Annotated in this window: 29 protein-coding genes and 1 pseudogene; 12 read left to right on the top strand and 18 right to left on the bottom strand. The window is 50.7% G+C overall.

What is annotated here, in order from left to right:
* Window positions 1–26: 26 nt before the first annotated feature.
* The 4 genes and pseudogenes from urtC (at window position 27) to AWQ23_RS02140 (ending at window position 4,936) form a co-directional block, all read left to right on the top strand.
* Window positions 27–1,196, top strand: a complete 1,170-nt coding sequence (gene urtC / locus AWQ23_RS02155; protein ID WP_062432069.1) for an urea ABC transporter permease subunit UrtC — start codon at window positions 27–29, stop codon at window positions 1,194–1,196.
* A gap of 9 nt (window positions 1,197–1,205) precedes the next feature.
* A pseudogene (gene urtD, locus AWQ23_RS16465) lies at window positions 1,206–1,940 on the top strand (urea ABC transporter ATP-binding protein UrtD); the annotation flags it as partial.
* Between the two features lie 471 nt (window positions 1,941–2,411).
* Window positions 2,412–3,278, top strand: coding sequence for an ATP-dependent sacrificial sulfur transferase LarE (larE, locus tag AWQ23_RS02145; protein ID WP_062432065.1), 867 nt, complete (start codon window positions 2,412–2,414; stop codon window positions 3,276–3,278).
* 20 nt (window positions 3,279–3,298) lie between these two features.
* Entirely contained in the window at window positions 3,299–4,936 is a 1,638-nt protein-coding gene (locus AWQ23_RS02140) for an ABC transporter substrate-binding protein (protein ID WP_062432063.1), read from the top strand.
* Between the two features lie 34 nt (window positions 4,937–4,970).
* Here AWQ23_RS02140 and AWQ23_RS02135 read toward each other — a convergent pair whose 3' ends face one another.
* A complete protein-coding gene (locus AWQ23_RS02135) occupies window positions 4,971–5,219 on the bottom strand; it encodes a hypothetical protein (RefSeq protein WP_062432061.1) in 249 nt (82 codons plus the stop codon).
* A gap of 226 nt (window positions 5,220–5,445) precedes the next feature.
* Complete coding sequence (gene rpsN / locus AWQ23_RS02130) at window positions 5,446–5,748, bottom strand: 30S ribosomal protein S14 (RefSeq protein WP_012306025.1); 303 nt, start codon at window positions 5,746–5,748, stop codon at window positions 5,446–5,448.
* Window positions 5,749–5,913: 165 nt separating this feature from the next.
* Between rpsN and tsaB the strand changes: the two genes are divergently transcribed.
* Window positions 5,914–6,573 carry a tRNA (adenosine(37)-N6)-threonylcarbamoyltransferase complex dimerization subunit type 1 TsaB gene (tsaB, locus tag AWQ23_RS02125; protein WP_062432059.1) on the top strand — a complete coding sequence of 220 codons (660 nt, stop codon included), beginning with the start codon at window positions 5,914–5,916 and terminating at the stop codon, window positions 6,571–6,573.
* Complete coding sequence (locus tag AWQ23_RS02120; RefSeq protein WP_232308946.1) at window positions 6,501–7,205, top strand: TIGR04282 family arsenosugar biosynthesis glycosyltransferase; 705 nt, start codon at window positions 6,501–6,503, stop codon at window positions 7,203–7,205. The genes tsaB and AWQ23_RS02120 overlap by 73 nt, the downstream gene beginning before the upstream one ends.
* Here the strand turns inward: AWQ23_RS02120 and AWQ23_RS02115 are convergent.
* The 16 genes from AWQ23_RS02115 to AWQ23_RS02045 all read right to left on the bottom strand — a co-directional run bounded on the left by AWQ23_RS02115 (window position 7,186) and on the right by AWQ23_RS02045 (window position 18,737).
* Window positions 7,186–8,055, bottom strand: coding sequence for a fructosamine kinase family protein (locus AWQ23_RS02115; protein ID WP_062432055.1), 870 nt, complete (start codon window positions 8,053–8,055; stop codon window positions 7,186–7,188). The genes AWQ23_RS02120 and AWQ23_RS02115 overlap by 20 nt on opposite strands.
* A 38-nt stretch (window positions 8,056–8,093) precedes the next feature.
* A complete protein-coding gene (gene glyQ, locus AWQ23_RS02110) occupies window positions 8,094–8,975 on the bottom strand; it encodes a glycine--tRNA ligase subunit alpha (protein WP_012306021.1) in 882 nt (293 codons plus the stop codon).
* Between the two features lie 199 nt (window positions 8,976–9,174).
* On the bottom strand, window positions 9,175–9,453 hold the full coding sequence (locus AWQ23_RS02105) for a DUF1816 domain-containing protein (protein ID WP_062432053.1): 279 nt from the start codon (window positions 9,451–9,453) through the stop codon (window positions 9,175–9,177).
* A gap of 130 nt (window positions 9,454–9,583) precedes the next feature.
* Complete coding sequence (rlmB, locus tag AWQ23_RS02100; protein ID WP_062436462.1) at window positions 9,584–10,474, bottom strand: 23S rRNA (guanosine(2251)-2'-O)-methyltransferase RlmB; 891 nt, start codon at window positions 10,472–10,474, stop codon at window positions 9,584–9,586.
* Between the two features lie 497 nt (window positions 10,475–10,971).
* Complete coding sequence (locus AWQ23_RS02095; RefSeq protein ID WP_062432052.1) at window positions 10,972–11,367, bottom strand: Mini-ribonuclease 3; 396 nt, start codon at window positions 11,365–11,367, stop codon at window positions 10,972–10,974.
* Window positions 11,368–11,381: 14 nt separating this feature from the next.
* The gene (locus tag AWQ23_RS02090) at window positions 11,382–11,738 is read right to left on the bottom strand and encodes an STAS domain-containing protein (RefSeq protein ID WP_041443323.1); all 357 of its coding nucleotides are present in this window, start codon (window positions 11,736–11,738) and stop codon (window positions 11,382–11,384) included.
* Between the two features lie 151 nt (window positions 11,739–11,889).
* Window positions 11,890–12,948, bottom strand: coding sequence for a ribonucleotide-diphosphate reductase subunit beta (locus AWQ23_RS02085; RefSeq protein WP_012306016.1), 1,059 nt, complete (start codon window positions 12,946–12,948; stop codon window positions 11,890–11,892).
* A 219-nt stretch (window positions 12,949–13,167) separates the two neighbouring features.
* Window positions 13,168–13,659, bottom strand: coding sequence for an IS1 family transposase (locus AWQ23_RS15835; RefSeq protein WP_397428306.1), 492 nt, complete (start codon window positions 13,657–13,659; stop codon window positions 13,168–13,170).
* Window positions 13,578–13,877: a transposase gene (locus AWQ23_RS16520; RefSeq protein ID WP_071884895.1), complete on the bottom strand. Its 300-nt coding sequence runs from the start codon at window positions 13,875–13,877 to the stop codon at window positions 13,578–13,580. The genes AWQ23_RS15835 and AWQ23_RS16520 overlap by 82 nt, the downstream gene beginning before the upstream one ends.
* Before the next feature lie 85 nt (window positions 13,878–13,962).
* Window positions 13,963–14,775, bottom strand: coding sequence for a TPM domain-containing protein (locus tag AWQ23_RS02075; RefSeq protein WP_030006154.1), 813 nt, complete (start codon window positions 14,773–14,775; stop codon window positions 13,963–13,965).
* A gap of 132 nt (window positions 14,776–14,907) precedes the next feature.
* Window positions 14,908–15,714, bottom strand: coding sequence for an aminotransferase class IV (locus tag AWQ23_RS02070; protein WP_232308944.1), 807 nt, complete (start codon window positions 15,712–15,714; stop codon window positions 14,908–14,910).
* Window positions 15,715–15,780: 66 nt separating this feature from the next.
* Window positions 15,781–16,344, bottom strand: a complete 564-nt coding sequence (locus AWQ23_RS02065) for a cyclic nucleotide-binding domain-containing protein (protein WP_062432046.1) — start codon at window positions 16,342–16,344, stop codon at window positions 15,781–15,783.
* 169 nt (window positions 16,345–16,513) lie between these two features.
* Window positions 16,514–16,762, bottom strand: a complete 249-nt coding sequence (locus tag AWQ23_RS02060; protein WP_012306012.1) for a DUF3146 family protein — start codon at window positions 16,760–16,762, stop codon at window positions 16,514–16,516.
* Between the two features lie 110 nt (window positions 16,763–16,872).
* Complete coding sequence (locus tag AWQ23_RS02055) at window positions 16,873–17,610, bottom strand: SDR family NAD(P)-dependent oxidoreductase (RefSeq protein WP_062432044.1); 738 nt, start codon at window positions 17,608–17,610, stop codon at window positions 16,873–16,875.
* Entirely contained in the window at window positions 17,610–18,308 is a 699-nt protein-coding gene (locus tag AWQ23_RS02050; protein ID WP_062432041.1) for a hypothetical protein, read from the bottom strand. The genes AWQ23_RS02055 and AWQ23_RS02050 overlap by 1 nt, the downstream gene beginning before the upstream one ends.
* Window positions 18,309–18,362: 54 nt before the next feature.
* Entirely contained in the window at window positions 18,363–18,737 is a 375-nt protein-coding gene (locus AWQ23_RS02045) for a cytochrome c (protein ID WP_012306009.1), read from the bottom strand.
* 182 nt (window positions 18,738–18,919) lie between these two features.
* On the opposite strand from AWQ23_RS02045, the gene petG reads away from it, so the two are divergent.
* The 6 genes from petG to AWQ23_RS02020 all read left to right on the top strand — a co-directional run bounded on the left by petG (window position 18,920) and on the right by AWQ23_RS02020 (window position 24,108).
* The gene (petG, locus tag AWQ23_RS02040; RefSeq protein WP_012306008.1) at window positions 18,920–19,036 is read left to right on the top strand and encodes a cytochrome b6-f complex subunit V; all 117 of its coding nucleotides are present in this window, start codon (window positions 18,920–18,922) and stop codon (window positions 19,034–19,036) included.
* 110 nt (window positions 19,037–19,146) lie between these two features.
* Entirely contained in the window at window positions 19,147–19,275 is a 129-nt protein-coding gene (locus AWQ23_RS16410) for a hypothetical protein (RefSeq protein WP_255355995.1), read from the top strand.
* On the top strand, window positions 19,265–21,205 hold the full coding sequence (locus AWQ23_RS02035; protein ID WP_062432039.1) for a transglycosylase domain-containing protein: 1,941 nt from the start codon (window positions 19,265–19,267) through the stop codon (window positions 21,203–21,205). Before AWQ23_RS16410 ends, AWQ23_RS02035 begins: the two co-directional genes overlap by 11 nt.
* 51 nt (window positions 21,206–21,256) lie before the next feature.
* Window positions 21,257–22,207: a glycosyltransferase family 2 protein gene (locus tag AWQ23_RS02030; protein ID WP_062432037.1), complete on the top strand. Its 951-nt coding sequence runs from the start codon at window positions 21,257–21,259 to the stop codon at window positions 22,205–22,207.
* A gap of 325 nt (window positions 22,208–22,532) precedes the next feature.
* Complete coding sequence (locus tag AWQ23_RS02025) at window positions 22,533–23,918, top strand: GAF domain-containing SpoIIE family protein phosphatase (RefSeq protein ID WP_339374416.1); 1,386 nt, start codon at window positions 22,533–22,535, stop codon at window positions 23,916–23,918.
* Entirely contained in the window at window positions 23,908–24,108 is a 201-nt protein-coding gene (locus AWQ23_RS02020) for a hypothetical protein (protein ID WP_012306004.1), read from the top strand. Before AWQ23_RS02025 ends, AWQ23_RS02020 begins: the two co-directional genes overlap by 11 nt.
* Window positions 24,109–24,163: the final 55 nt, after the last annotated feature.

The following is a 24,163-nucleotide window of genomic DNA, read 5'->3' as shown; positions in this document are numbered from 1 at the left end:
CGATAGCCCAGCCCATAAACAGCACCATGAATGTAGGTTTAACCCGACGTGACCAGCGCAAACAACAGCGCACCAAACTTCTCATTGAGGGAGCAATCATCCTTGCTCTGGTGATCATTACGATGGTCATCTTGCCCTTGATTTTGCCGGAATTTCGCCTCAAACTCGTGGGGCGTTTTCTCTCCATGGCGATCGTCGCCCTGGGGATCGACCTCATTTGGGGCTACACTGGCTTGCTTAGTCTTGGCCAAGGGATTTTCTTTGCCCTCGGTGGCTATGCCCTGGCGATGCACCTCAGTTTGCAACTGCCTGATGGTGCCATTCCCGAATTTTTTATGCTCTATGGCGTCGAAAAATTACCCCTCTTTTGGCAGCCTTTTTACTCGCTACCCCTGACTCTGCTTGCCATGGTGCTGGTGCCAGGGATCGTTGCGGGGATTTTGGGCTATCTTGTCTTTCGCAATCGCATTAAGGGGGTCTATTTTTCGATCATTACCCAGGCGGCGCTGTTGGTCTTTTTTAACTTTTTTAATGGTCAGCAAAAGCTGATCAACGGCACCAACGGTCTCAAAACAGATACCGCCGTTTTCCTGGGGCAGCGGGTCGGGGATTCAGGAATTCAGTTGCTGTTTTATGAAACAACGATTGTGGCCTTGCTGTTGGTTTATCTCCTTTGTCGCTGGCTAACGAGTGGTCGCTTTGGCCGGATGTTGATCGCCATTCGGGATGATGAAACGCGGGTGCGGTTTACGGGCTACGATCCCACCTGGTTTAAGGTAGTTGTCTTTGCGATCGCCGGGGCGATCGCCGGAATTTCCGGAGCCCTTTATACGGTACAAAGTGGGATTATCACGCCGAACTACATGGAAGTGGCCTTTTCCATTGAGATGGTGATCTCCGTGGCGGTGGGAGGCCGGGCGACCCTGATCGGCGCAATTATCGGCACGATTTTGGTCAATTTTGCCCGCATCTATTTAAGTGAAAGCTTCCCAGAAATTTGGCTCTTTTTCCAAGGAGCGCTGTTTTTAATCGTGGTGACGGTGCTCCCCGACGGCATTGTGGGCTGGGTGCAGGATGTCCTCTGGGTCAAAGTGGCCCATCTGTTGGGTATTGGACAACCAGTCAGTTATCCGGCGATCGCCGACGATCCCGATGTGCAAAATATCCAAGAAGACCAATTAGTGACAAAGGAGTAGGGCGAGACCATGGAAAATATCTTGGAAATTGAGAATTTGACCGTCAACTTCGATGGCTTTAAGGCCCTCAATAACCTCAACTTCCGCATGGGTAAAGGGGAGCTACGGGTGATCATTGGCCCTAATGGTGCGGGGAAAACTACGTTTTTGGATGTGATCACCGGCAAGGTTAAACCCACCATAGGTAACGTCAAATTTAAAGGCAAAACCATCAGCGGCCTCCCGGAACACAAAGTGGCCCGCCTCGGCATTGGTCGCAAATTTCAAACGCCTAGGGTCTACCAAAATTTAACGGTGCGCGAAAACCTAGACCTCGCCTGTAATCGTCACAAAAACGTTTTACCTACTCTTTTTGGGGGAACCAAGGCTACGGAAAGAACCCAAACCCTAAGTCTTTTGGAAACCATTGGTCTCACCGAAAAAGCCGATATTCAAGCGGCTTGGTTGGCCCATGGGGAAAAACAGCGTTTAGAAATTGGTATGCTGGTGGCCCAGTCCCCGGATCTGTTGTTGGTGGACGAACCCGTGGCGGGCTTGACCGATGAGGAAACGGAAAACGTCGGTAATTTACTCCTCGCCCTCGCCGAAAGCCATTCTCTGATCGTGATTGAACATGATATGGAGTTTGTGCGCCAGATTGCGCGACAAGTGACGGTGCTGCACCAGGGTTCTGTGCTCTGTGAAGGCAACATGAATCAGGTACAGAACGACCCCAAAGTGATTGAGGTTTATCTGGGAGAAGCACCCACCATCACACCGGAGCAAATGAACTTGATTCGCATCGCTGCGAGTATGGCCTGGGCCGATGGCAACTTTGCCCCGGAGCAGAAACAGGTGATCCTCAGTCGCTTGAGTGAGCAATTTACCAACGACAGTCAGCACCAGGCCCAACTGCAAGAGGAACTGGAAAATTACCTAGCGAGCAATCTTCCCCTAGAGCAGCTGACAGATACTCTGACCACGGACACTGAGAAAATTACCGCCCTAAGGCTTAGTTATGAGGTAATTCGGGCCAACGAAGTCAATGAATTGGAGAGTATCGTTTACCAGCAACTCCTGGGGCGGTTGGGACTTCCCCTAGAGGTGGTGCGGGAGATCGAGGCCGAGATTGATCAAACCTATGGTGGCTAGGGAAATGGCGATCGCCTTGGGGCCAAAAGCACTAGAGCAATCTGTTAAGATCCCAAGCTAAACCTTCAGTGAACGCAGCGACCCATGGCTTGGCAAGAAAAACTTACGGCACTGCAACATTTTTTCCAGGAAACGGAACGGGCCTTAATTGCCTATTCTGGGGGCATTGACAGCACTCTGGTGGCAAAGGTAGCCTATGATGTTTTAGGTGATCGCGCCGTGGCGATGACTGCCGTTTCACCATCCCTGTTACCCGAAGAATTGGAAGCGGCGATCACCCAGGCAAAAACCATTGGCATTGTCCACGAACAGGTGGAAACCCACGAAATGGACAACCCTAATTACGTCAGCAATCCGGCCAACCGCTGCTATTTTTGCAAAAGCGAACTCCACGACACCCTTAAACCCCTGGCCCTAGAACGGGGCTATCCCTACGTCATTGACGGGGTTAATGCCGATGATCTCCAAGATTATCGTCCGGGGATTCAAGCGGCGAAAGAACGGGGGGCGCGATCGCCTTTGGCAGAAGTGGGGATCACCAAATTAGAAGTGCGGGAAATTTCCAAACAGTTGGGGTTGCCCTGGTGGGATAAGCCTGCGCAACCCTGCCTCAGTTCCCGGTTTCCCTATGGAGAGCTGATCACCACCGAAAAACTCCAGCGGGTCGGTCGGTGTGAAGTTTATCTGCGACGTTTGGGCTGGCGATCGCTGCGGGTGCGTTCCCAGGGTGACACGGCTCGCATTGAGTTGCCCCCCGAACAAATTCGCGATTTTGTCGTCCAGGTAGATCTCGATGCCCTGGTCAAGACGTTCCAAGGCTATGGGTTTCTGTACGTCACCCTAGACCTAGAGGGCTACCGCAGTGGCAAGCTGAACCAAGTCCTCGATCCCCAAGCCCGGTCTGTCCAACAATATTCGGGGTCAAATCCCGCTATGATCAAGTCCACCTAGTCCTGTTGTCCAAAAGCACTATGATCCATTCCCGGCAATTTTATTCTGTAGCGGCGATCGCCCTTTGTTTTGGTTCCCTTCTGGTGAGCTGTAATCCCAATCCCAACGGCACCACTCCCAACAGTGAAACGACCACCATTAGCGCCGATGTCAATAATCGTTTGGCCCTGGGCACCACCGCCAAACCCCGCACCATCGATCCCGCCGATAGCTACGAAATTGCCGGTTTAAATATCATCTACAACGTCACCGAAAGTCTCTACACCTACGAAATCGGGACCACGGAGATCAAACCCCTCCTGGCCGCAGCGCTGCCCACCATTAGCGACGATGGCCTCACCTATACAATTCCCCTGCGGGAGGGCGTCACTTTCCATGATGGCGAACCCTTTAACGCGGCGGCGATGAAATTTTCTTTAGATCGCTTCATGGAAAACAAAGGCAAACCCTCCTTTTTACTGGGGGACATCATCGAGAATATCGAAGCGACCGGGGAATATGAACTGACCATTACCCTCAAGCAACCCTTTGCTGCTTTCCCTGCATTATTGGCCTTTGCTGGGGCTAGTGCTGTTTCCCCCGCGGCCTACGAAATCGGCGAAGGTGCCTTTAACCCCAGTCAACTGGTGGGCACTGGCCCCTACAAGCTAACGGCCTTTACGAGTGACACCATTACCCTCGACCGCAATGACGATTACTGGGGCGAGACCGCGAAGAATGCCGGGGTTGATATCCAAATTTTCAACAGCAATGCCGCCAATTTATTTAATGCACTCCAGACGGGGGCCGTGGATATCGCCTACCAATCCCTGGAGCCGGAACAGGTGAGTAATCTCCTCCGGGAGGCAGAAAGCGGCGAAATTCAAGCCCTAGAAGCAGAGGGGACAGCGGTGAATTTTATGGTGCTAAACCGTAACCAAGCCCCCCTCGATCAGCTCGAAGTCCGCCAGGCGATCGCCGCTCTCCTCGACCGCAACCTGATCAACGAACGGGTGCTTAATGGTCAGGCTGATCCCCTCTATAGTTTGATTCCGACTTCTTTTCCGGCTTCGCAGCCCTTGTTCCAAACCACCTATGGTGATGCCAACATTGAACAGGCCAAAACCCTCCTCACCGAAGCGGGCTTTACCCCAGAAAATCCGGCTGTAATTCCCCTGTGGTATCCGTCCGGCTCCACCACCCGTGGCATTATCGCCACAACCCTCAGGGAATATGCCAACCGCGAACTGGAAGGCTTGTTGCAATTTGAGCCCAGCAGCGTCGAGGGAGCGACTTTTTTCCAGAATATTGCCCAGGGGATTTATCCGGCGGCCCTAGGGAACTGGTACCCAGACTTTTTAGATGCGGATAATTACATTCATCCCCTTTTAAATTGTGAAGTGGGATCCCCAGAAACGGGCTGTGAATCCGGGGGCGCACAAAACCAAGGGTCTTTTTATTGGAATGAAGCGATGAACCAATTAATTGATGCCCAACGGACAGAGACTGACCCGACAAAACGCCTCGAAATTTTTACGCAAATCCAAGAACAAATGGTGGCAGATGTGCCCTATATCCCCATTTGGCAAGGGAAAGAATATGTTTTTGCCCAGGCTAATATTCAAGGTTTGGCCGTAAACCCAAGCCAAAGTTTACCCCTCTGGCTAGTGGAAAAGTAGCGAAAAGATCGCCGCTATGATTCTCCAAAAAAGACTAAGCTTTGTTCTCCTCATCGGGGAGTTCAAGGCTTTTGCGGGTACTTTTGAGGGTTTTCCAAAGGTTTTTTATTTCTTGATAGGCTTGCTGTGATGAAATTTTGCCGTTCGTTTCTAAGTTGCAGATAAAATTTACCCGCTGGGCAAACTCCTGTAGGTTGGCATTAAAGAGGACTTTCTCCATTTTGAATTCGCCTCGGTAGCTCTCAATGGGAAATAGAAATTTTTCTTTTTCGGATTCAGACATGGCGATCGCCTTAGGTAACTCCAATGAGGTTTGAATCAATACAAAACACCAAGAGATGTCTCTAGTGTAACGAAAGAATTTCTTCAGGGGAGGTGACAATTGCTGCTTTTTTGAAAATTGCCCATCTCCCATCGCCACAAAAAAAGGTAAAGCTAAGCCTTACCTCGAAAAAAAATATAAAAAATAATCGCTAAATCGTCTTAACCCTTGGGGCCGAGACCAGTCACTACCAACTGGATTTGACCACACCAGGGAGCAAGCCTTGGTGGGCCCAATCCCGGAGGACGTTGCGGCACAGACCAAAGTCACGGTAGTAGCTGCGGGGTCTGCCAGTAATTTGGCAACGGTTGCGCATCCGGGTCGGAGAGCTGTTGCGGGGAAGATTTTGGATTTTGCGGTGGATTTCGAGTTTTTCGAGGGGATCAGCTGCGTTATTAAAAGCTTCCTTAAGGGCAGCTCTTTTTGCGGCGTATTTTGCCACCATGCGAGCACGTTTCTTGTCGCGCTCAATCATTGATTTCTTGGCCATGAAATTTAGTCTAAAAATTCTATATAAAGACAGCATTTTCTATCATAGCTTAAATGGCCAAAATTCCTAATCCCTAAGGCTAAATTTATGGGGCTACCGTTGGGTAATCGGCAGGCGATCGCCTAGAATGAAAGGCCTGTTATTTGTGGCAATTTGCAGACATCTATGGCGATCGCACCGGAGCCCACCTTGGGTTTAGCACTCCACACCACAACCCCCCAGTTAGGGCTGAGTTTACGGAACTTGGTCACAGGGGAACAACGCACGGCCCTGTGGGAACTGGGACGGGATTTATCAGCCCAACTCCATTGCTATCTCCAGGAGTTTATCCAGCCCCATGCTTGGCAAGACATCGCCTTTTTAGGGGTGGCAAAAGGGCCTGGGGGCTTTACGGGCACTCGGTTAGGCGTTGTCACGGCCCGCACCCTCGCCCAACAGTTGAGCATACCCCTCTATGGCATCTCGACCTTAGCGGCGATCGCCCAGCGATCCACGACGGGGTGCGCTTTTCGGAACCGAGAAAATTGTCTGGGTCAAACGGTGGCTGTGGCTTTGCTAGCGCGACGGGGCGCGGTCTTTGGGGCCATTTATCAAATCACGGCGACAGGGGCGATCGCCCTCGTGCCGGATCAGTTATTTACCCCCACAGCCTGGGCAGATTGTCAGGGCAATTTTCCTGATTTGCAGGTGATAGATCCTCCAGAAACGATTGGTGATACTGTAACTGAAGTTTTAAGCCTTGCCCAATCCCAATGGCAAGCAGACCCCCAGGGGCCTTGGGGCGCGGTTGTACCGTTCTATGGGCAACACCCCGTTTATCAGTAATGTGTCATAAAGCAGCTCATCTCATTATTTTCACCCGCTATCCGGTGCCGGGCCAGACAAAAACCCGTTTAATTCCTGCTTTAGGGGGGGAGGGGGCCGCAACACTACAACGCCACCTGACGGAACATACCCTGAAAACCGTAGAAGTTTTGAAAAATATCGAGATTTCGATTTACTTTTCCGGTGGTACAACGACCCAAATGGCAGCCTGGCTGGGGGAACAGTGGCATTATCAAGCGCAACAGGGTCAAGATTTAGGTGATCGCCTGATTCATGCTTTTCAAACCAGTGAGCAACAGGGTTATGCCAAAACCGTGGTGATTGGTATCGATTGCCCAAGCATTACCGATGAAATTCTCGCAGCGGCCTTTGATAAACTCGATGCGGCTGAAGTTGTCCTTGGCCCAGCAGTGGACGGCGGTTATTATCTGATTGGTCTGCGCCAAAATATTGCTGCTCTCTTTACAGAAATGCCCTGGGGTACAGCTCAAGTTTTCTCGGAAACTGAGGCCCGCTGCCAGCAGTTAAATCTAAGCCTTGCATTACTGCCAATACTCCAGGACATTGACGAACCCGCCGATCTCAGGGTTTGGGACAACCTTAAAAACACCCTTAAAAAAGCTGCTGAATAATTCGCTTGGCTTGGTTGCCATAGCCCCCACCAAATAAATTGAAGTGATTGAGCACGTGATAGAGGTTGTACAAATCGCGGCGATCGCCATAGCCAGAATCCAGGGGCCAAGCCTCGTTATAGCCCTGGTAAAAACGTCCCGGAAAGCCACCAAATAGCTCTGTCATCGCAATATCTACTTCGCGATCGCCATAGTAGGCCGCTGGGTCAAAAATAATCGGTTCTCCCTGGGCCGTCACCGCGGCATTTCCTGACCAAAGATCCCCATGGACGAGGGAAGGCTGGGGCTGATGATCCCGCAAAATTCTTCGTACTCCTTCAATGATCCGCTGTGGCTCCGGAAAATCGCCCCCTTTTCGCCTTGCAAGACGCAGTTGATAGCCAAGGCGTTGTTCCGCCCAAAATTCAGCCCAATTGCTTTGCCAGTCATTCATTTGAGGCGTAGAACCAATGGTATTGGAGCGATCCCAGCCAAATTTTTCCGCCGTACCCCAACGGTGAAGTTCTGCGAGGTGGCGGCCCATGGCTTGCCAAGCTTCACCACTACCACCACCGAGGTCGATCCATTCCAGGACGATATAACTATTACTCTCGGTTTCCCCCCAACAGATGGGCTTTGGAACACGGATAGTTTGGGTTGCGCCCATTTGCTGGAGGGCCAAGGCCTCTGCGGCGAACATTGCCGTCTGATTTGGACGATTGAGCTTTACAAAATACCGCTGGCCAGAGCCTGCCAAACAGTAGCCCTGGTTAATGCAGCCGCCCCCCACGGAACGCTGCTGTTCGAGGGTGAACGGTTGGCCAGTGGTTGCCGCAATGTGCTCGGCAATGGCCCCTAGGGAAGTACGCATCGCAATACCTCAATTCGTCGGCGGAGTCTATCTCCAGCTTAGGCGATCGCCTTTTGTAACGGAAAGCCCAATTCTTCCCGTTGGGCAAGGTAAAGGTGGGCCACCTGGCGGGCCATGTGACGAATCCGCCCAATGTAGCGGGTACGTTCGGCCACGGCAATTACCCCCCGCGCATCGAGTAAATTAAACGTGTGGGAACATTTCAGCACATAATCAAGGCTCGGCATCACCAACCCTTTCTCAATGAGTTGTTGGGCTTCTGCTTCGTAGAGCGAAAATAGCTGAAACAACATTTCCGGATTAGACGCTTCAAAATTGTAGGTGCATTGCTCAATTTCACTTTGCAGGAAAATATCTCCGTAGCTGGTGGTCTCATTCCAGCGGATCTTGGTGATCGCATCCACTTCCTGGAGGTACATTGCCAGGCGTTCTAGGCCATAGGTGATTTCAATACAAACCGGGCGACAGTCAAGGCCACCACATTGTTGGAAGTAGGTAAATTGGGTGATTTCCATGCCATCAAGCCACACTTCCCAGCCCACGCCCCAGGCACCGAGGGTCGGCGACTCCCAGTTATCTTCTACAAAGCGGATATCGTGATCTTCCGGCTGAATGCCCAGGGCTTTGAGGGAGTCTAAATAAATCTCTTGAATGTTGTCCGGTGACGGTTTGATGATCACCTGGTACTGGAAATAATGCTGTACCCGGTTGGGGTTTTCACCATAGCGGCCATCGGTAGGGCGACGGCAAGGTTCGACATAGGCAACGGACCAAGGTTCAGGGCCAATCGCCCGCAAAAAAGTGTGATGGTTCATGGTGCCGGCCCCTTTTTCGGTGTCGTAGGGCTGGGCAATTAGACAACCACGATCCCGCCAAAATTGATTGAGGGTGGCGATGATTTCTTGAAAATTTAACGACACGCTATTTTGCCTCGAACACTTGCTAGGAAATGGACAGAATTATAGATTTTGTTCCCTAATGAAGATATCACAAGACTTCTACCCCTGTGGCGTCCTGGTTTCAGGGAAGCGGCTTCGCAACCACGACAAAAATCCCCATTATGAATAGCGCCGGGGCACACACAGAAAATGGGGATTACCAGGGGGAATAATTCAGAAGCTAGTGGCTAAAGCTAAAGATGGGCATCAGGGTTTTTTTTGACCCAGAGTCATCAAAAATAGTGAGCTCTTTGGGGGTACGACACCGTTGTAGGTTTACGTCGATGTTCTGGGCTCCTTCGTTGGTAAGGTCTTCGAGGAAACCGGGCTGGGCGGCGATCGCCTCTTTGCGACTGAGGTAAGGACCAAAGTAGTAGGTACACTCCGGTTGCTCAGTGGTAATTTCAAGCCAATAGGCACGACCAATGGTCTCGAAGAGCTTGAGCAAAAGTTCTTTCATATCTGTCCCTGTGGTGGTGAAGTTTGAGGTATGGGTCTACTGGAAAAATACTTGTTGTTGAAGATAGCTTGTCTGGATTCAAACCAACAACTCTTGTTTTATCCCGAAAGCGCTCACTTTGCATACTGCCTTAGGGGGTATCCGGGAGGGTGATTTGCACCTGGCGTACAAGCTTTTGTCGGTACACTTCATATAAGGCGATCGCCGCAGCGACGGAAGCGTTTAGGCTAGGGGTTTTCCCGGTCATCGGAATTGCAACCAGTTCATCACAATGCTTTTGCGTCAACAAACTAAGACCTTGTCCTTCCGAACCGATAACTAATCCTATCGCACCTTCAAATTTGATATTGTGTAAGGCTTTACTGGTTCCGGCGGCAGTGCCATAAATCCAGAAACCAGCTTCCTTGAGTTCTTCCATGGCCCGACTAAGATTGACCACCCGCGCGACCGGGAAATGTTCAAGGGCACCAGCGGCCACCTTCATCACCGTTGAGGTCACCCCCACCGCTCGCCGTTGGGGAATAATCATCCCTTGGGCACCAATCGCTTCGGCAGTACGAATAATCGCCCCTAAATTATGGGGATCGGTGATGCCGTCGGCAATCACGACCACGGGGGATTCTGTTTTGGCCTTCGCTTGCTCAATGAGATCCGGCAACTCCATATATTCATAGGGAGCCGTCTGCACAGCGATGCCCTGGTGGACGCCCCGGTTGGTCAGATAGTCTAGGCGGGACATACTCACTTCGTCGATCACCGTGCCTTGGTTTTTGGCAGCCTGGAGGAGGGTATGGAAACGATTGGCGTGGCGCAGGCGAGAGGTGACCCAAATTCGGTTGAGGGGACGTTCGCTCTCCAGCACTGATAACACCGCATGTTTGCCGTAGATCAAGTCATTATCTTCTTCTAGGGTGACTGCTTCGGTAGCTTCCTCTGGGGCGGTTTGGGGCGTGAGTTCAGGCGCATCTTGGGGGATGAATTCTGGCCCTTGGCTACGCTGGGGTTTAGGACGGTCTGTAATGGGGCGTCTTTTATTCGGGCCAGCACCTTGGCTGGTGCGTTTATCAAAGCGTTTAAAGGAGCGCTCTCCTCCTTCGTCTCGTCGGGAAAATTGACCCTTGCGCCGGGGGGCTGGGCGATCGCCCCGTTCAAATTTACCGCCATCTTCGCGGCGATCAGAACGTCGATCCCGATCAAAGGAAGAAGCTTTTCCATACTTTTTGCTCGGCTTGCGGTCTCTTCCCCCAGCAGCTCTACCGTATTTTTTACCCGAATCGGATCGATGTGGCTTGTTCATAAAAAATCAGTCTTTGGTCGTTCAGATGTATTAACTTGTCAAGGAAAATCAGTTGTAGGGGCTGGGGCGATCGCCTAGGTATGACTCCGGTTATTTAAAATCAACAAAGTCACCTTTTTCAGCCAACCGTTAAATCAACACAAACATATTTTGTCTTACCTCAGGCGGGGCGCTCCCTAGGGGAAAAAGCCCCAACGAAACACAAAAGAGAGTCGATCATATCAGACCCCAGACCGTTCTTGGGGTAAATAGGTAAATAATTCGGCCAAACGCTGTGGGTTTGTGAGATAGAGATATCCGACTAGAGCTTCAAAGCCCGTGGCCTGCCGATAAATAGCTAAGCTCAGACGCCTTGGTTTTCCGGTGGCTGCATTGCGCCCCCGGCGAACAATGTCCTGTTCTAGCTCGCTTAAATGGGATTCTAGGAGAGTTAAATATTGGGCTTGGGTTTCTGCCCGCACCTCCGCCACCACCTTACCGTGGTAATCCGCGATGCGACAGGGGGGCAACAAAAAATAACAGCGGCTGTAGAGTTCATAAACAGCATCCCCCACATAGGCTAAGGACGCGGGGGATAATTGTCGGAGCTGATCAGCGGTAATGTCAGGGACAAACAATGGTTTTCTCGTCCCTATTTTTTCTCGTCTAGGTGGGCGATCGCCTCATCAATGGAGTTCCGTAGAGACAAAAACTTCTCTAGGCGAACTAACTTCACCGTTTGGGTTACCCGTGGATTGGTCACCACTTGCATCGTTCCCCCAGCATTTTGGGTGTGTTTTACCAACTGCACCAGGGCACCGATACCAGAACTATCCACAAAATCAATTTGGGCTAGGGAGAGGATAATATCGTGGGGGCCTTCATTAATGCGGTTTTTGATGGCTGTACTAAACACAGGCTCGGAAAAAGCATCCAATAACCCAGTTAAGCGGAAAATTTGATATTTGTTGTCAATGACTTCGTAAGTTCCTCTCAAACTTACAGTCAGATTTAGCGGTTCAGGAATAGTCCTCTCCTCCTCAAACTGAACGGATATGCAACGCTAATTTTAGCTCATTGCGACTGCGGGCAGAATAAGGGACGAAAAACAGTACAACAAACTACAGATTTTTTTCTGCATTATCGCCCCCAGTGTCTGTTTAAAATTCATCCCAGCCTGTAATTCCCGATGACATCACGTAGCTGGTCACCCCGGCCTCAAAGAAGTTGGCTTTGGTGTTACCTTCTTTTTTTGTGTCTGAGAATCGTTCGAGGTGACGGTAGGGGCTTTTCTTGTATTGATCCCCTTTGTACAACGGTTCGAGGCCGATGGCTTGAAGACGAATATTCGCCAAATACTTAGTGTAAATCTCGGTGCTTTGTTCTGTAATGCCAAGGATATCGTTACCGACAATGTGGTTTGTCCATTGGCATTCGTACTGTACGGCTCGTTCCACCATTTCATAGATGTGATCGACAGAGTGATCAAAGGTGGCCATGGCCTCTGGGATCAGTTTTTGGAATAGGCGCACGTGGCTGAGTTCGTCCCGGTTAATCATCTTAAAAATATCCGCAGAACCGGGCATCAACATCCGCGAGGCGAGATTGTAGAAGAACACAAAACCATTGTAAAAATACAGCCCTTCTAGCAAATAGTCGGCGACAAGGGTCGTAAAGTAATTTTCTGGGGTGGGGTTGTCAATGTAGCGCTGGTAGTTGCTGGCAATGTACTCACAGCGATCGCGTAAGACTTTATCCGTGCGCCAAAAATCATAGACGGCACTGCGGCGATCGCTAGGGATGATCGTCTCAATCATGTATTGATAGGACTGGTTGTGCATCCCCTCCTGGGAGATCTGCTCGGCAATGCAGAGGCTAATTTCTGGGGCCGTAATCGAGCTTTTGATGTGAGGAAGATTACAGGTTTGGACAGAATCAAGGAAGGTCAGGTAACTGAGGATTCCGTCAAAGGCGCGGCGTTCTGAATCTGTCAGGTTGTGGTAGTCGGTGACATCCTGGGTAATGTCCAGCTTCTGGGGAATCCAAAAGTTTTCCCGCATCTGTTGGTAGAGTCCCACCGCCCAAGGGTAGCGAACATCGTTCAGTTGCATCAGGTTAGTGGTTTCCCCGAACCAAATGGAACGGTGGGCGATATCGTCATTCCCATCGGGATTAAAGATGGGATTGGTGGGCATCCGGTCAAGGAGAGATTGTTGCATAGTGGCTGGGGCCGCGTAGAGGATACAAATCTTAAAAGGTCTTAGTTTAGTTTAAAAGAGTTTGCTGAGAGATACCACACCAGTGATGGGTGCAGTTGGAATGATTGTCCCCCAGAAAGCACTATTTATAGTCTGATTGCAATTTTTGTTTTTTCTGGGCGAGCAGATAAAAAAGCCTCCCAAGGAACTGAGAGGCATCAGGTTGAATTTGAGGTAGTACTAAAGGGGTAATGATGAATTGTAGTGATGGATGAAATTCCACAATAGTCCAATGTGATTGAATACACACTTGGAGAAGGCTAGACTGTGTCTCACAAACCGTGACATCCTTTGCCTCACAGTACAATTAAAGCGCTCAATATAACTGGTTTTACCACTCTGTTTGCTAACCACCCGATGACGCTTTGAAGGGAATACACCACGGTAGGCTTCCCACTCATCCGTGTAGAAGACTCCACATTGCCGATATACCCCAGGCAATGATGCCCACAGTGCTTTTGCACTCTCTCGACCACGGCAACCAACGTGCAGGCCAATAATTTCTCGGGTCTGAACATCAAGGGCCAGCCAGACCCACTGTTTATTGCCTCTGTGGTCAACAAAAGACCAGAGTTCGTCACACTGCACCTTTAAAGACCCCTTTTTTTGGGGACAACATTGGCCCTCCTTGGTACTTGTGCTGCTTTCATATTGACGTAATCTTGCAGCCATTGTTCGGAAACTTGCACGGCTCTGGCAATACCAGCCAGAGAGAGACGTTCGAGAAGCAGACGGTCAATCAGAGCACGGGTCTCGGCATCAATGAGTTTATTGGTGGGATGTTCAACGAATTGACGACCGCATTGCTTGCAGAGAAAGCGCTGTTTACCGTTGTGGATGTGCCCATTTTTGACGGTGTGTTGAGATTGACAGCTGAGACATTGGGGCATGGGTCGGAGTCAATGACTTCCGTTCTACCTTAACAAAACCGTCATTACCCTTTTAGTACCACCGAATTTTACAAGGGGATAAGCTTTAGGATTCAGATTCGGAAGGATTCGGTTGATTAAACATCGGCGCAATAAATGCCACGATCGCCCCCATCATGAAGCCGAGGATATTGCGAAATAGGGGTAACCAGTCGGAGGTGCGAGTGACAACGGGGCCAACCCCAAAGGCGAGAAAGAGGATGCCCCAGAGGGGAGACATGATTAAGGCCCACTGCCAGGCAAAGGCTTGACCTTCTTTGCGGGGAATGGCAGCAAAGCCACAGATAACGCCCCCAACAACGGAACTAATGAGGGTGAGTAGCCACTGTTCACGGGGTAAGCCAGGCACAACAATACAGCCACCTTCTTTGGTGACACAGACTTTAACGGTTTCTAGGGCATCGGCGATCGCCTGATTTTCGCCATGTTCACGAACGTAGTACATATTACCGAAGCGAGTCTGGAGTTCGATCCAGAAGGTGCGGGGCATCAGTTCATAGACATCATCACCAATGCTAAAGGCTAAGAGGTTGCCCCCCCGACCATCGGCGACGAGCAAAATGCTTTTATCATCGAGGCCCCAGTATTCCTTTACTGCCCGTCCGGGACTGCGGTCAAATTGAGTTAAGACGCGCATTTTCCAGCCCGTTTCTGCTTCAAAATTGTTCAGATCCGTCACGAGATTTTCTTCCTGGAGCTGGGGGAGGAAGTTCGCCAAATCCACGACCGGCGTTTCATAATCGGGGAGCAGTTCAGGGTTGTTAACGGCGAAGGCAGCGGGGGCGATCGCCCAGGTCATCACCGCCAAACAGACCGCGAAAAGACTACGGAGCAGGGGACGAGGCAAGAAATGATTCATAGAAATTTCTGAAAATAATGAAGCCAGCAGGGGCCGCTAATTATGAAAATTAATCGCGTTTTTATTACGGCTTGTTACTTTATTTTAAGTATTTTAAGATTTTTCTCAATGCTTTTCGAGGATTTACCTGGATTACACGACCAGTTGACCGCTCAAATGCTGGAGGTGGCGCAGGGCTGGATGGTCGATCTGGAGAGCGTTTAAGGAAAAATCAACTCCCTGAATCGCCTGGAACGGAATCAAGCCCACGACGCTGTTACTGTAGGCGATCGCCTCGAAGGTTTGGATCAAATCAATGTCCCAAGGAATTTCCTGGACGGGGAGTTGCTGATTTTGCAATTGCCCTAGGAGGTGCGATCGCATCACCCCAGGCAAAATTCCCCCCAGGGGCGGCGTGTACCAAGTGCCTTGTTTAAAACCCCATAAATTTCCGGTGGCGGTTTCGAGCCAGTGGCCGCTGGGATCTTGCAGAATTGCTTCTCCAGTCCCCAAGGTGATCGCTCGTTGACGGGCCTGCCAGGCGCTGAGGTAATTGCCTGTTTTAAAATCCGCCTGGGGTCTCTGGAAATAGGGGTCTTGGGCCAACCAACCTTGGATTCCTTGCTGTTGATGTTGGGCTAAATGTTCCGGCAGTGGACGACCGAGGATCAGTTCGCGGCCATCATGGAGAATCGTTATCCGCACCACAGGGGCGACGGTGGCCACTTTTTGGGCTCCCTGGCTAACGCGCCCCCAATCGGGTGCTGGCCATTGCAAAGTTTTGATGCTGTGGCGGAGGCGATCGCCATGGTGAGACCACAGACTGCGGGGATCGGTGAGGGAGTCCTGGTGAACTCGGAGCGTCGTAAAGAGGGTCGCCCCAAATAAAAAACTCGGATCACTAACCGGGAGAGTCAGTTCTGTCCCCTCGTACCAAGCCCCCGCATACCAATAGCCCATGACCATAAGATCCTAAAAATTTTTCATCACACCATACTTCAAACTGCTTTGACCTGGCGGAGAGCATTAAACAGGATTTTCCGGAGCCGTTTGGGATTGTACCCGGCGCAGCAACCAATCGAAGCGGGTGGTAGCGACATTGAGATTTTCTTGAATCATGCTGGGCGCGGCTTCGTTGGCTCGGCTTTGATTAAACACAAAATCTTTGTCCTCGCCGAGGTGACGCACCGTATTCCGGAGACGACTCGCTAAAAAGGTGGCGATCGCCCGATTAAATCGCGCCGAAAAACCAATATCTTGATTCAGGCGGTCGGAAATTTTGTCTTGGGATACGGCCAGTAATAAGCATTCACCACAGGTTTTGACACTGGCACTGGGTAACTGCTGATCAATAAAAGACAGTTCCCCAAAAACTTCCCCACTCTGGAGCACCGCAATATCCTTTGTCACTCCCATGAGGTCAATGAAAACCGATACCGAGCCATCGAGGAGAATGTAAAAATTTTCCAGAGGTTGATTTTCCTGGATTAAAATTGTTTGCGGCGGAATTTTGGCAATCTTACCGGCAGTGATGAGCCAGTCAATATCATCATCATTTAATTCTCCAAACAGAAATAATACTTTCTGCATTGCCAATGTCCTTTAGCACGAATGGTGCGGTCTGTGGTTATTTTACCCCGGATCTCCAAGGGACTTAGACCGCTGCGGCGATGTGTAACAAGATTTTTTGATTGGGTTCAGTGTCACTATCTAAATTTCAGTCTCCCCACAATTAATCCGAAAGGGAGTTGGAGGAACTTTATAGCCGTGACCGGAGGGTGAACTGATAATCGCCACCTGGTTCCAGACGATAATCACTCTGCTCCAAAAATCGGCCCAGGGGTTCGTAAATTAAGGCGCGGCCGAGGGTCGGATGTACCCGCAATTTTCCCTGGCGGAAATGCCACTGAAATTCCCATTGGTAGGAACCCGCTTGCACTTCGCCAATGATTTTGCCCTGCTGCCAGGACTGTTGCAAAATTCGCACATGGGCCGGGGTTTCAGGCACAACAACAACCTTAATTTGGTGCTAAAGAACGTTCCCTATTGTGGAAGTTTTTGCCGCAAAACGCACCATCATTTCAGCATTTCATGGCAAAGTCGTCCCACTTTCTGTCGCTACCAGGGCAAAGGCTCACCATCCCAGTTAAAAAAGTTACCCGTATCCTGGGGGTGTAGATTGGCAATCACTTGGCGCAATTGGCTCACTGTCCGTGTGGGCGAAAAGAGCTTTTCCGGGGGGACATTTTTCTGGAAAGGCTGGGAGAGATCGGTAGCCGTTGTCCCTGGGTGCAGGGCCGCCACAATGATATTTGGGGCAACGCGACTCCATTCAATGGCGATATTTTTCAAAAACATATTCAAGGCTGCTTTCGAGGCACGGTAGCCATACCATCCCCCTAGGCGATTGTCTTCGATGCTGCCGACTTTAGCGGAAATAGCAGCAAAAATTGCGGGTTCTGGGTGACGGAGAAAGGGGAGGAGATATTTGGCCCAGAGGACGGCACCGATGGCATTGACTTGAAAATAGGTCAGTAAATTTTCTGTTTGAATATGGCGGAGACTTTTTTCCGGTTGGAGGGTTTGGTGATGCAGAAGACCGACGCAATAAATTACTTCATCAAGGCGAGAGGTTTGGGCTTTGAGGGTGGCGATCGCCGCTGTGATCTGCGCTTCCTGGGTCACATCCACGGGGATTAGTTGGAGTCGATCAGGGTAGCGCTCCTGTAACGCCAGGAGATCGGCGGAGGGCTGGCGGTAGGTTCCATAGACCCGCTGATACAGATCTGAGACGAGGTATTGCCGGACAAATTCTAGACCGATGCCGCGACCAGCACCAATAACAAGGGCTTCCATTATGGACGACTCACCTCCGCAGTATTTAAGGTCTGACTGGGAGCCGCAGGGTTTTTGGGAGCCTCTAGGGTGGGGGGACGTAGGGCAAGGTATAAAGCAGCACCAAGGGGAGGGGTAAAGGCGATCGCCCACAGCAACCAGTTTTGCTCCCCAAGGCCACGGCGGGCTAAATCATCTTTAATTAGGGTCGGGAACAGAATCGCCAGCAGACAAAAATCTAAGCTCATCACGTGGATAAAGCGATCGCCCCAAAATCTGGTGCCAAAATCCCCCCAATCCCCCGCACTGAATCCGTAAACCAGGAGTCCCACCAGCGCAACCAAACAAAACAAGCCCAATAGTCGCGAATCCTGCCACCGGAGCCACCAATTTTTCTGCCCCGTAAAGGTGGGATTATCACGCCGCAATGCTAAATAGGGCAACAACGCAAACGCACCGAGGAAAAAACTGCCTGTCGCAAAGACCCAAGCGGGTAACTTTTGGCGATCGCCATCGAGAAACAAGAGCGCCCCATACATGACCGGGAAAATACCCATGATGTTAAACAGGGCAATGATCAACGGGTTGATGCCGTCCCACTGTCCACTGGATAAAGCGGTAATCAGTTCTAGGGTTTCCGGCTGACTGGATGGTGCTCCTAAAAAGGCATACAACACAAAGGCAAGCCACAGGGAACCAAGGAAAATCGAGCGGGCCATAGCGAGTGAACTCCTAGGGACAGGAAAGAATAATAAATTAGGCCATTGAAACAACTAAAGGGTGCGGAGGTAACTCAACAGATCCGCCATTTCCTGGGGGGCCGGCTGGAATTTCGGCATGGGGGGTGTTTTCCCGCTGATGACCTGTTGAATCAAACGCACGTCGGATTTTCGCTGGGCGACAGCCCGTAAACTTGGCCCCACGTTGCCATCCGCCTGGGGGCCGTGACAGCCAGCACAATTAATTTGAAAAATGGCATTGCCCCGCAGTTCATCCCCTTGGAGCGCTAAAACCTGTTGAATGTAGGGGTCACTGGCCTGGGTACTGTACACGCCAAAGATCCCCAGGGCAGCAATGGCCAGCACCAGGATGATTACGAAGAGGAGCTTCGAAAAATTTGGGACGGAAAGCTCGGAAGAATTAGCCACGGGGTTTGCTGTAGAGGAGATACAACTTTGTTGATATTACGCAATTTTTCTTAATGGTTATCCTACTGCGATCGCCTAAGAATGTCGAATCAAATCCCTTTGCACGGACTTCCTCCATCCCATAGAATGATTAAAAATCTTTAACAGTTAGCTTTAATCTGCCGCCATAAGGAGAAACCCCTGTGATTGAACCCCTCTTACTCGGTATTGTGTTGGGCCTGATCCCCGTAACCCTCGCTGGTTTATTCGTCGCTGCCTATCTCCAGTACAAGCGTGGTAATGACCTCGGCATGGAGTAACTAGCCATCTACGGCTTCTATCCCAGTAGCGATCGCCAATCCTTGCTTTTTTTGGAGCAGGGATTATTTTTTACAACACAAGGCACCACGGGTTTAAAAGGGAATTTCCCTTGTTAGAATTTTGGGCAGAAACGTTGGTGGGCGACACCGTTGCTGTGGGCGATCGCTCCCCACCCATGGTTTGGACTGTTTCAACTTACCTTCTCAAGTCTTTAGAGGTTAGCGCCATTGTCATCTAGTACCGTTCGGCACAAAACGAAAAAAGCCCTTGCCCGTCAGTCCAAAGAAAGGCGATCGCCCCAAGGTTTCTTGCGGGGAGTTGCCCAAAAGGCCATGGGAACGGTGATTGGTTGCACCATGCTCGGCAGTGCGATCGCTGCTGGGGGGTTAGTGGGTCTTGCCATTAGTTTCCGGAACCTGCCCGATGTGCGGACCCTAAAGACCTATGTGCCCACTGAAACCAGCTATATCTACGACATCAACGGCAAAGTCCTCCTGAGCCTCCATGGTGAAGCCAACCGAACCAATATCGAACTCAGTGAAGTTTCCCCCGAACTCAAGATGGCCGTCCTCGCCATCGAAGATAGCCATTTTTACCAACACAACGGCATCAATCCCACCAGTATTGGTCGAGCAATCCTCTCCAACCTTGAAGCAGGCGGCATCACCGAAGGAGCCTCAACCATCACCATGCAATTGGTGAAAAACCTCTTCCTAGCCCAAGATCGTACCTACAACCGTAAACTTGCTGAAACCGTTCTTGCCCTCCGCATCGAACAGATTTTCCCCAAGGACGAAATCCTGGAAATGTACCTCAATAACATTTATTGGGGCCACAACAACTATGGCGTCGAAACAGCCGCCGAATCCTATTTCAATAAATCCGCCGCCGATCTAACCCTGCCCGAAGCCGCCGTGATGGCCGGGATGATCCAAGCCCCCGAAGACTACAGCCCCTTTCGAGATTACCAAGCCACCAAACAACGGCAAAAAATTGTCCTGAATCGCCTAGAGGATCTCGGTTGGATTACCCCCGAAGAAGCCACCGCCGCCGCCCAAGAACCCCTTTTGGTGGGTCAACCAACTGCTTGGAAAGCCAGTGCCTCCCCCTATATCACCCAAGCCGTAGTGGAAGAGCTCACCCAACGCTTTGGCGAAGAATTAGTTCGCAAAGGCGGGATGCGCGTCCAGACCACCGTGGATCTCAATATGCAACGCCGTGCCGAAGAAACGGTACAAAAAGCCTTTCAGCAGGCCCGCAGTCGGGGGTTACGGGCTGACCAGATTGCCGTAGCTGCCGTTGATCCGCGCACCCATTTTGTCAAGGTTTTGGTGGGGGGCAGAGACTACGAAGAAAGCCAATTTAACCGGGCGATCCAGTCTCAACGTCAGCCAGGATCAGCCTTTAAACCTTTTGTTTACTACACTGCCTTTGCGAGTGGCAACTATACGCCCTTTTCGACCATCGACGATAGCCCTGTGAGTTACCCCGATGGCAACGGTACCTATTCACCCCAAAACTATGGGGGATCTTTTTCTGGCACCGTGAGTTTGTATGACGCCCTAATCACTTCCAAAAACGTTCCCGCTGTCAAACTTGGGAAAGCAGTGGGCCTCGAAAAAGTGATTGAACTATGCCGTTTATTGGGAATCGAGAGTCCGCTCCAACCAGTTATTTCTCTGCCCCTCGGCGCAGTGGGGATCAGCCCCCTAGAAATGGCTAGCGCCTACGCCACTTTTGCGAGTAATGGCTGGCAAAGTGAAACAACTTTGATCTTGCGGGTCACCGATAGCCAAGGGAATGTTCTTTTGGATAATACACCCCAGCCACGTTTAGTTTTAGATCCTTGGGCTACGGCCTCCCTGACAACAGTCCTCCAAGGAGTTATCAATGGCGGCACAGGTCAGGCCGCTAATTTAGGCGATCGCCCCGCCGCCGGAAAAACTGGCACTACCTCCTCAGAACGGGATGTGTGGTTTGTGGGCTATGTACCCCAACTGGCAGCAGCGGTTTGGATTGGCAATGATGACTATCGGCCTATGGGCACTGGTACCACTGGCGGCGGCGATGCGGCTCCCATCTGGCGCGCCTTTATGCAGGAAGCCCTTAAGGGAGAAGAACCCCAATATTTCCCGGCAGCGTCTAAGTATCCCCGCCCTAAACCGTAGGGGTATCCGGCATAATAGGACAGTCTTTTTCCATTTCCTTGGGTTAAAACTTTGGTTTACATTAGTGTCGTTATTCCCACCTATAATCGCAAACCCATTTTGACAAAATGCCTCCAGGCCCTAGAACAGCAACAGGTGCCGGAAGAGCTAGAAAATGGAGGCTACGAGGTGGTGGTGGTGGACGATGGCTCCACCGATGGCACAGTGGATTGGCTCCAGACCGAAGCGGACCAATATCCCCACGTGCGGCTCTTTGAACAGGCCCACAAAGGGGCGGCGGCGGCCCGAAACCTCGGCGTAGAAAAGGCCCAGGGGGAGATTATTATTTTTATTGACAGTGATCTGGTGGTCACAGAAACTTTTTTGGCAGCCCACCTAGAGGGACTCCGCCGGGGTAAACGCAAACTCAAAAGCGATCGCCTATTTACCTACGGACGTGTGATCAATACTGCCAATTTTGAAGATCCCACCAGCGAACCCTTTAAGGTGACAGATTTTTCGGCGGCCTACTTTGCCACGGGAAATGTGGCGATCGCCCGCAAATGGCTCCTCGAAGCTGGCTTATTTGATACTGGCTTTCAGCTCTATGGTTGGGAAGATTTAGAACTGGGTGTCCGTCTCAAAAAACTGGGTCTCACCCTGATTAAATGCCCCGATGCCGTCGGTTACCACTGGCATCCCCCCTTCAGTTTGGCGCAAATCCCTCAGCTCATTGATCAAGAAATTCAACGGGGCAAAATGGGGGTCATCTTCTACAAAAAACACCCCACCTGGGAAGTTCGCATGATGATCCAAATGACCTGGCTCCACCGTTTGCTCTGGGGCATCCTTTCCCTGGGGGGCTGGCTCAATGAAAAACGCCTAAAACCCCTTTTAGGTTGGCTAATCCAGCGAGGAAAATCACAACTAGCCCTCGAAATTGCCCGGATTTTTCTCAATTGGTATAACGTGCAGGGGGTCTATGCTGCTTACCGGGAAGATCAATTGGCCCGTCGATCTTGAATTGCGCAAAAATTATCTTGACAAGATCATGGGGATTGAGCTATGAATTAGCAACCGTAAAAAATCAATCTCTTTCAGTTCTTAAAAATTGAGTATTTTTTTCCTGAAAAAAGCTAACTTCTTGTTAGTTACAGAATCTGTCTCAGGGTTGATTTTTTAACAATTTTATTTGTACTAGGTCTATTTCTCTACACATCCCACGAAAACAACGATTGTGACTCCTTCTGCCTCTAACTTTGCCACTCCCAAGTATTTTGACCCTGCCGCCCGGGAGTCAGAGTTGCAGCTCGTTTCCGGCAAGCCAGACTCCCGCTTAGAAACGGCCATTGGCGAAGATGTCGAATTTTTGCGGGCGCAAATTGCGAAGCTCAGCCGAGAGCAAACGAAGGTTCAAGATCTGTTGAGTTCCTTGGGTTTTGCCCTCAGAAGCTTTAACAACCTCAACCAATTTCTTGAGTTGACCCCCTTAATGTCTGCGCGGGTGGTGGATGCTGATGGTGGTGCTTTGGTGCTGTTTGATGCCCAGGGCCAGGTGCAGCTCGAAAAATTTTATTGTGGTGAGGGGGGAGATTGTCAGTTTATTCGACAAGCATTTACGCAGCTTCAGACGGGATCGCGGACCACAAACCCAGAGGCAGCGACCTGTACGGCCCAGGAAGCGTTGCAGTTTGACGAAAAACTCCAGGCCCAGCTCGGCGAAGAAATTCGGGTTTGTAGCACGCCCATCCTTGTCAAAAATGTGACCCGTGGCAAGCTCTACGTATTTAGTCGTGATCCCCAGTATGGCTGGGATATTACCCGGCGAAAATTGGTGCAACTGGTGGCGGATCAAACGGCGGTGGCGATCGCCAACAATGACCTCACCAGCAAACTCCGGAGCAAAGAAAAGCAAGACCGGGAACTAGAAATCGCCTCGGAAATTCAAAACCATCTTTTACCCAGTGAATGTCCGCAAATCAAAGGTTTGGCGATCGCCGCCGATTATCGCAATGCCTACCGGGTGGGGGGCGACTACTACGACTTCATTCCCAGTAACTACGACCGCATCCGCCGCCAGGATGATCCGAAGCTTGTGCAATGTGTCCCCTGGAGTATCGTCATTGGCGATGTCATGGGGAAAGGCGTCCCGGCAGGTTTGATTATGACCATGACCAGGGGGATGCTCCGGGCCGAAGTGCTCAACCGCCACAGTCCCGCCAAAATCCTTGAACACCTAAACCGGGTCATGTACGCGGATCTAGATAATTCCCACCGATTTGTGACCCTATTTTATTCAGAGTACGATCCGAAAACCCGTACCCTGTCCTACAGCAATGCAGCCCATCACCCGCCGCTACTGTGGCGCGCCCAAACCCAAAACATCGAACCCCTCGACACCCAGGGCATGTTGATTGGTCTGGATCTAGATTCGTCCTACGAAGACGCTAAGGTGGTGCTGGAGGTGGGGGATATCATTCTCTACTACACCGATGGGTTTACCGATGCCGTCAACTCCCACGGCGATCGCTTTGACGAAGAAAACCTTGTGCGCGTCTTTCAAAATGCCTGCCAAAATTGCCAAACGCCGGAAGCAATCGTGCAGGAACTTTTTACCCAAGTGGAAAAATTTACCTATCCCAAAGTGCGTGGCGGTGATGATATGACCTTGGTTGTTGTGCAGGTACAATCAGAAGCAATTGAGTCCCATCTGTGTCAACACCATGACTGCTAAATCTCCTTTGCCCTTACCATCCGTAGCATCTGAGCAAATTGTGATCGCCCAAACGGGCTATGTCGAAGATCCTGATATTTTGGGTCAAATCCGTGATGGCTTTCAAAATTTCGTCGATAGTGGTCAAATGTGGGCCTTGATCTTAGGTTTTGTCCTCGGTTATTGGTTTAGTGGCATCCGTCGCGGTTAAGGGATTTCTCTCCTCTGATAAGTACGGTATGCTTAAAAGGAATTTTTCCTGCTTT

Origin of the sequence: Picosynechococcus sp. PCC 73109, from assembly GCF_001521855.1 — a bacterium.
Classification (GTDB): domain Bacteria; phylum Cyanobacteriota; class Cyanobacteriia; order Cyanobacteriales; family MRBY01; genus MRBY01.
Note: the sequence above shows the minus strand (reverse complement) of the source record. Positions and strands in the feature narration are given on the sequence as shown.

Excerpts from the sequence above, each read along its gene's own strand:
- AWQ23_RS02120 (WP_232308946.1), top strand. The coding sequence starts at position 6,501 with ATGGCAAGCAGACCCCCAGGGGCCTTGGGGCGCGGTTGTACCGTTCTA.
- AWQ23_RS02140 (WP_062432063.1), top strand. The coding sequence starts at position 3,299 with ATGATCCATTCCCGGCAATTTTATTCTGTAGCGGCGATCGCCCTTTGT.
- AWQ23_RS02065 (WP_062432046.1), bottom strand. The coding sequence starts at position 16,344 with ATGCAGAAAGTATTATTTCTGTTTGGAGAATTAAATGATGATGATATT.
- AWQ23_RS15835 (WP_397428306.1), bottom strand. The coding sequence starts at position 13,659 with ATGGCTGCAAGATTACGTCAATATGAAAGCAGCACAAGTACCAAGGAG.
- tsaB (WP_062432059.1), top strand. The coding sequence starts at position 5,914 with ATGGCGATCGCACCGGAGCCCACCTTGGGTTTAGCACTCCACACCACA.
- AWQ23_RS02070 (WP_232308944.1), bottom strand. The coding sequence starts at position 15,714 with ATGGGCTATTGGTATGCGGGGGCTTGGTACGAGGGGACAGAACTGACT.
- AWQ23_RS02105 (WP_062432053.1), bottom strand. The coding sequence starts at position 9,453 with ATGAAAGAACTTTTGCTCAAGCTCTTCGAGACCATTGGTCGTGCCTAT.
- rpsN (WP_012306025.1), bottom strand. The coding sequence starts at position 5,748 with ATGGCCAAGAAATCAATGATTGAGCGCGACAAGAAACGTGCTCGCATG.
- AWQ23_RS02055 (WP_062432044.1), bottom strand. The coding sequence starts at position 17,610 with ATGGAAGCCCTTGTTATTGGTGCTGGTCGCGGCATCGGTCTAGAATTT.
- AWQ23_RS02135 (WP_062432061.1), bottom strand. The coding sequence starts at position 5,219 with ATGTCTGAATCCGAAAAAGAAAAATTTCTATTTCCCATTGAGAGCTAC.
- AWQ23_RS02020 (WP_012306004.1), top strand. The coding sequence starts at position 23,908 with ATGACTGCTAAATCTCCTTTGCCCTTACCATCCGTAGCATCTGAGCAA.
- AWQ23_RS02050 (WP_062432041.1), bottom strand. The coding sequence starts at position 18,308 with ATGGCCCGCTCGATTTTCCTTGGTTCCCTGTGGCTTGCCTTTGTGTTG.
- AWQ23_RS16520 (WP_071884895.1), bottom strand. The coding sequence starts at position 13,877 with ATGCCCCAATGTCTCAGCTGTCAATCTCAACACACCGTCAAAAATGGG.
- AWQ23_RS02075 (WP_030006154.1), bottom strand. The coding sequence starts at position 14,775 with ATGAATCATTTCTTGCCTCGTCCCCTGCTCCGTAGTCTTTTCGCGGTC.
- urtC (WP_062432069.1), top strand. The coding sequence starts at position 27 with ATGAATGTAGGTTTAACCCGACGTGACCAGCGCAAACAACAGCGCACC.
- AWQ23_RS02115 (WP_062432055.1), bottom strand. The coding sequence starts at position 8,055 with ATGCGTACTTCCCTAGGGGCCATTGCCGAGCACATTGCGGCAACCACT.
- AWQ23_RS02085 (WP_012306016.1), bottom strand. The coding sequence starts at position 12,948 with ATGCAACAATCTCTCCTTGACCGGATGCCCACCAATCCCATCTTTAAT.
- larE (WP_062432065.1), top strand. The coding sequence starts at position 2,412 with ATGGCTTGGCAAGAAAAACTTACGGCACTGCAACATTTTTTCCAGGAA.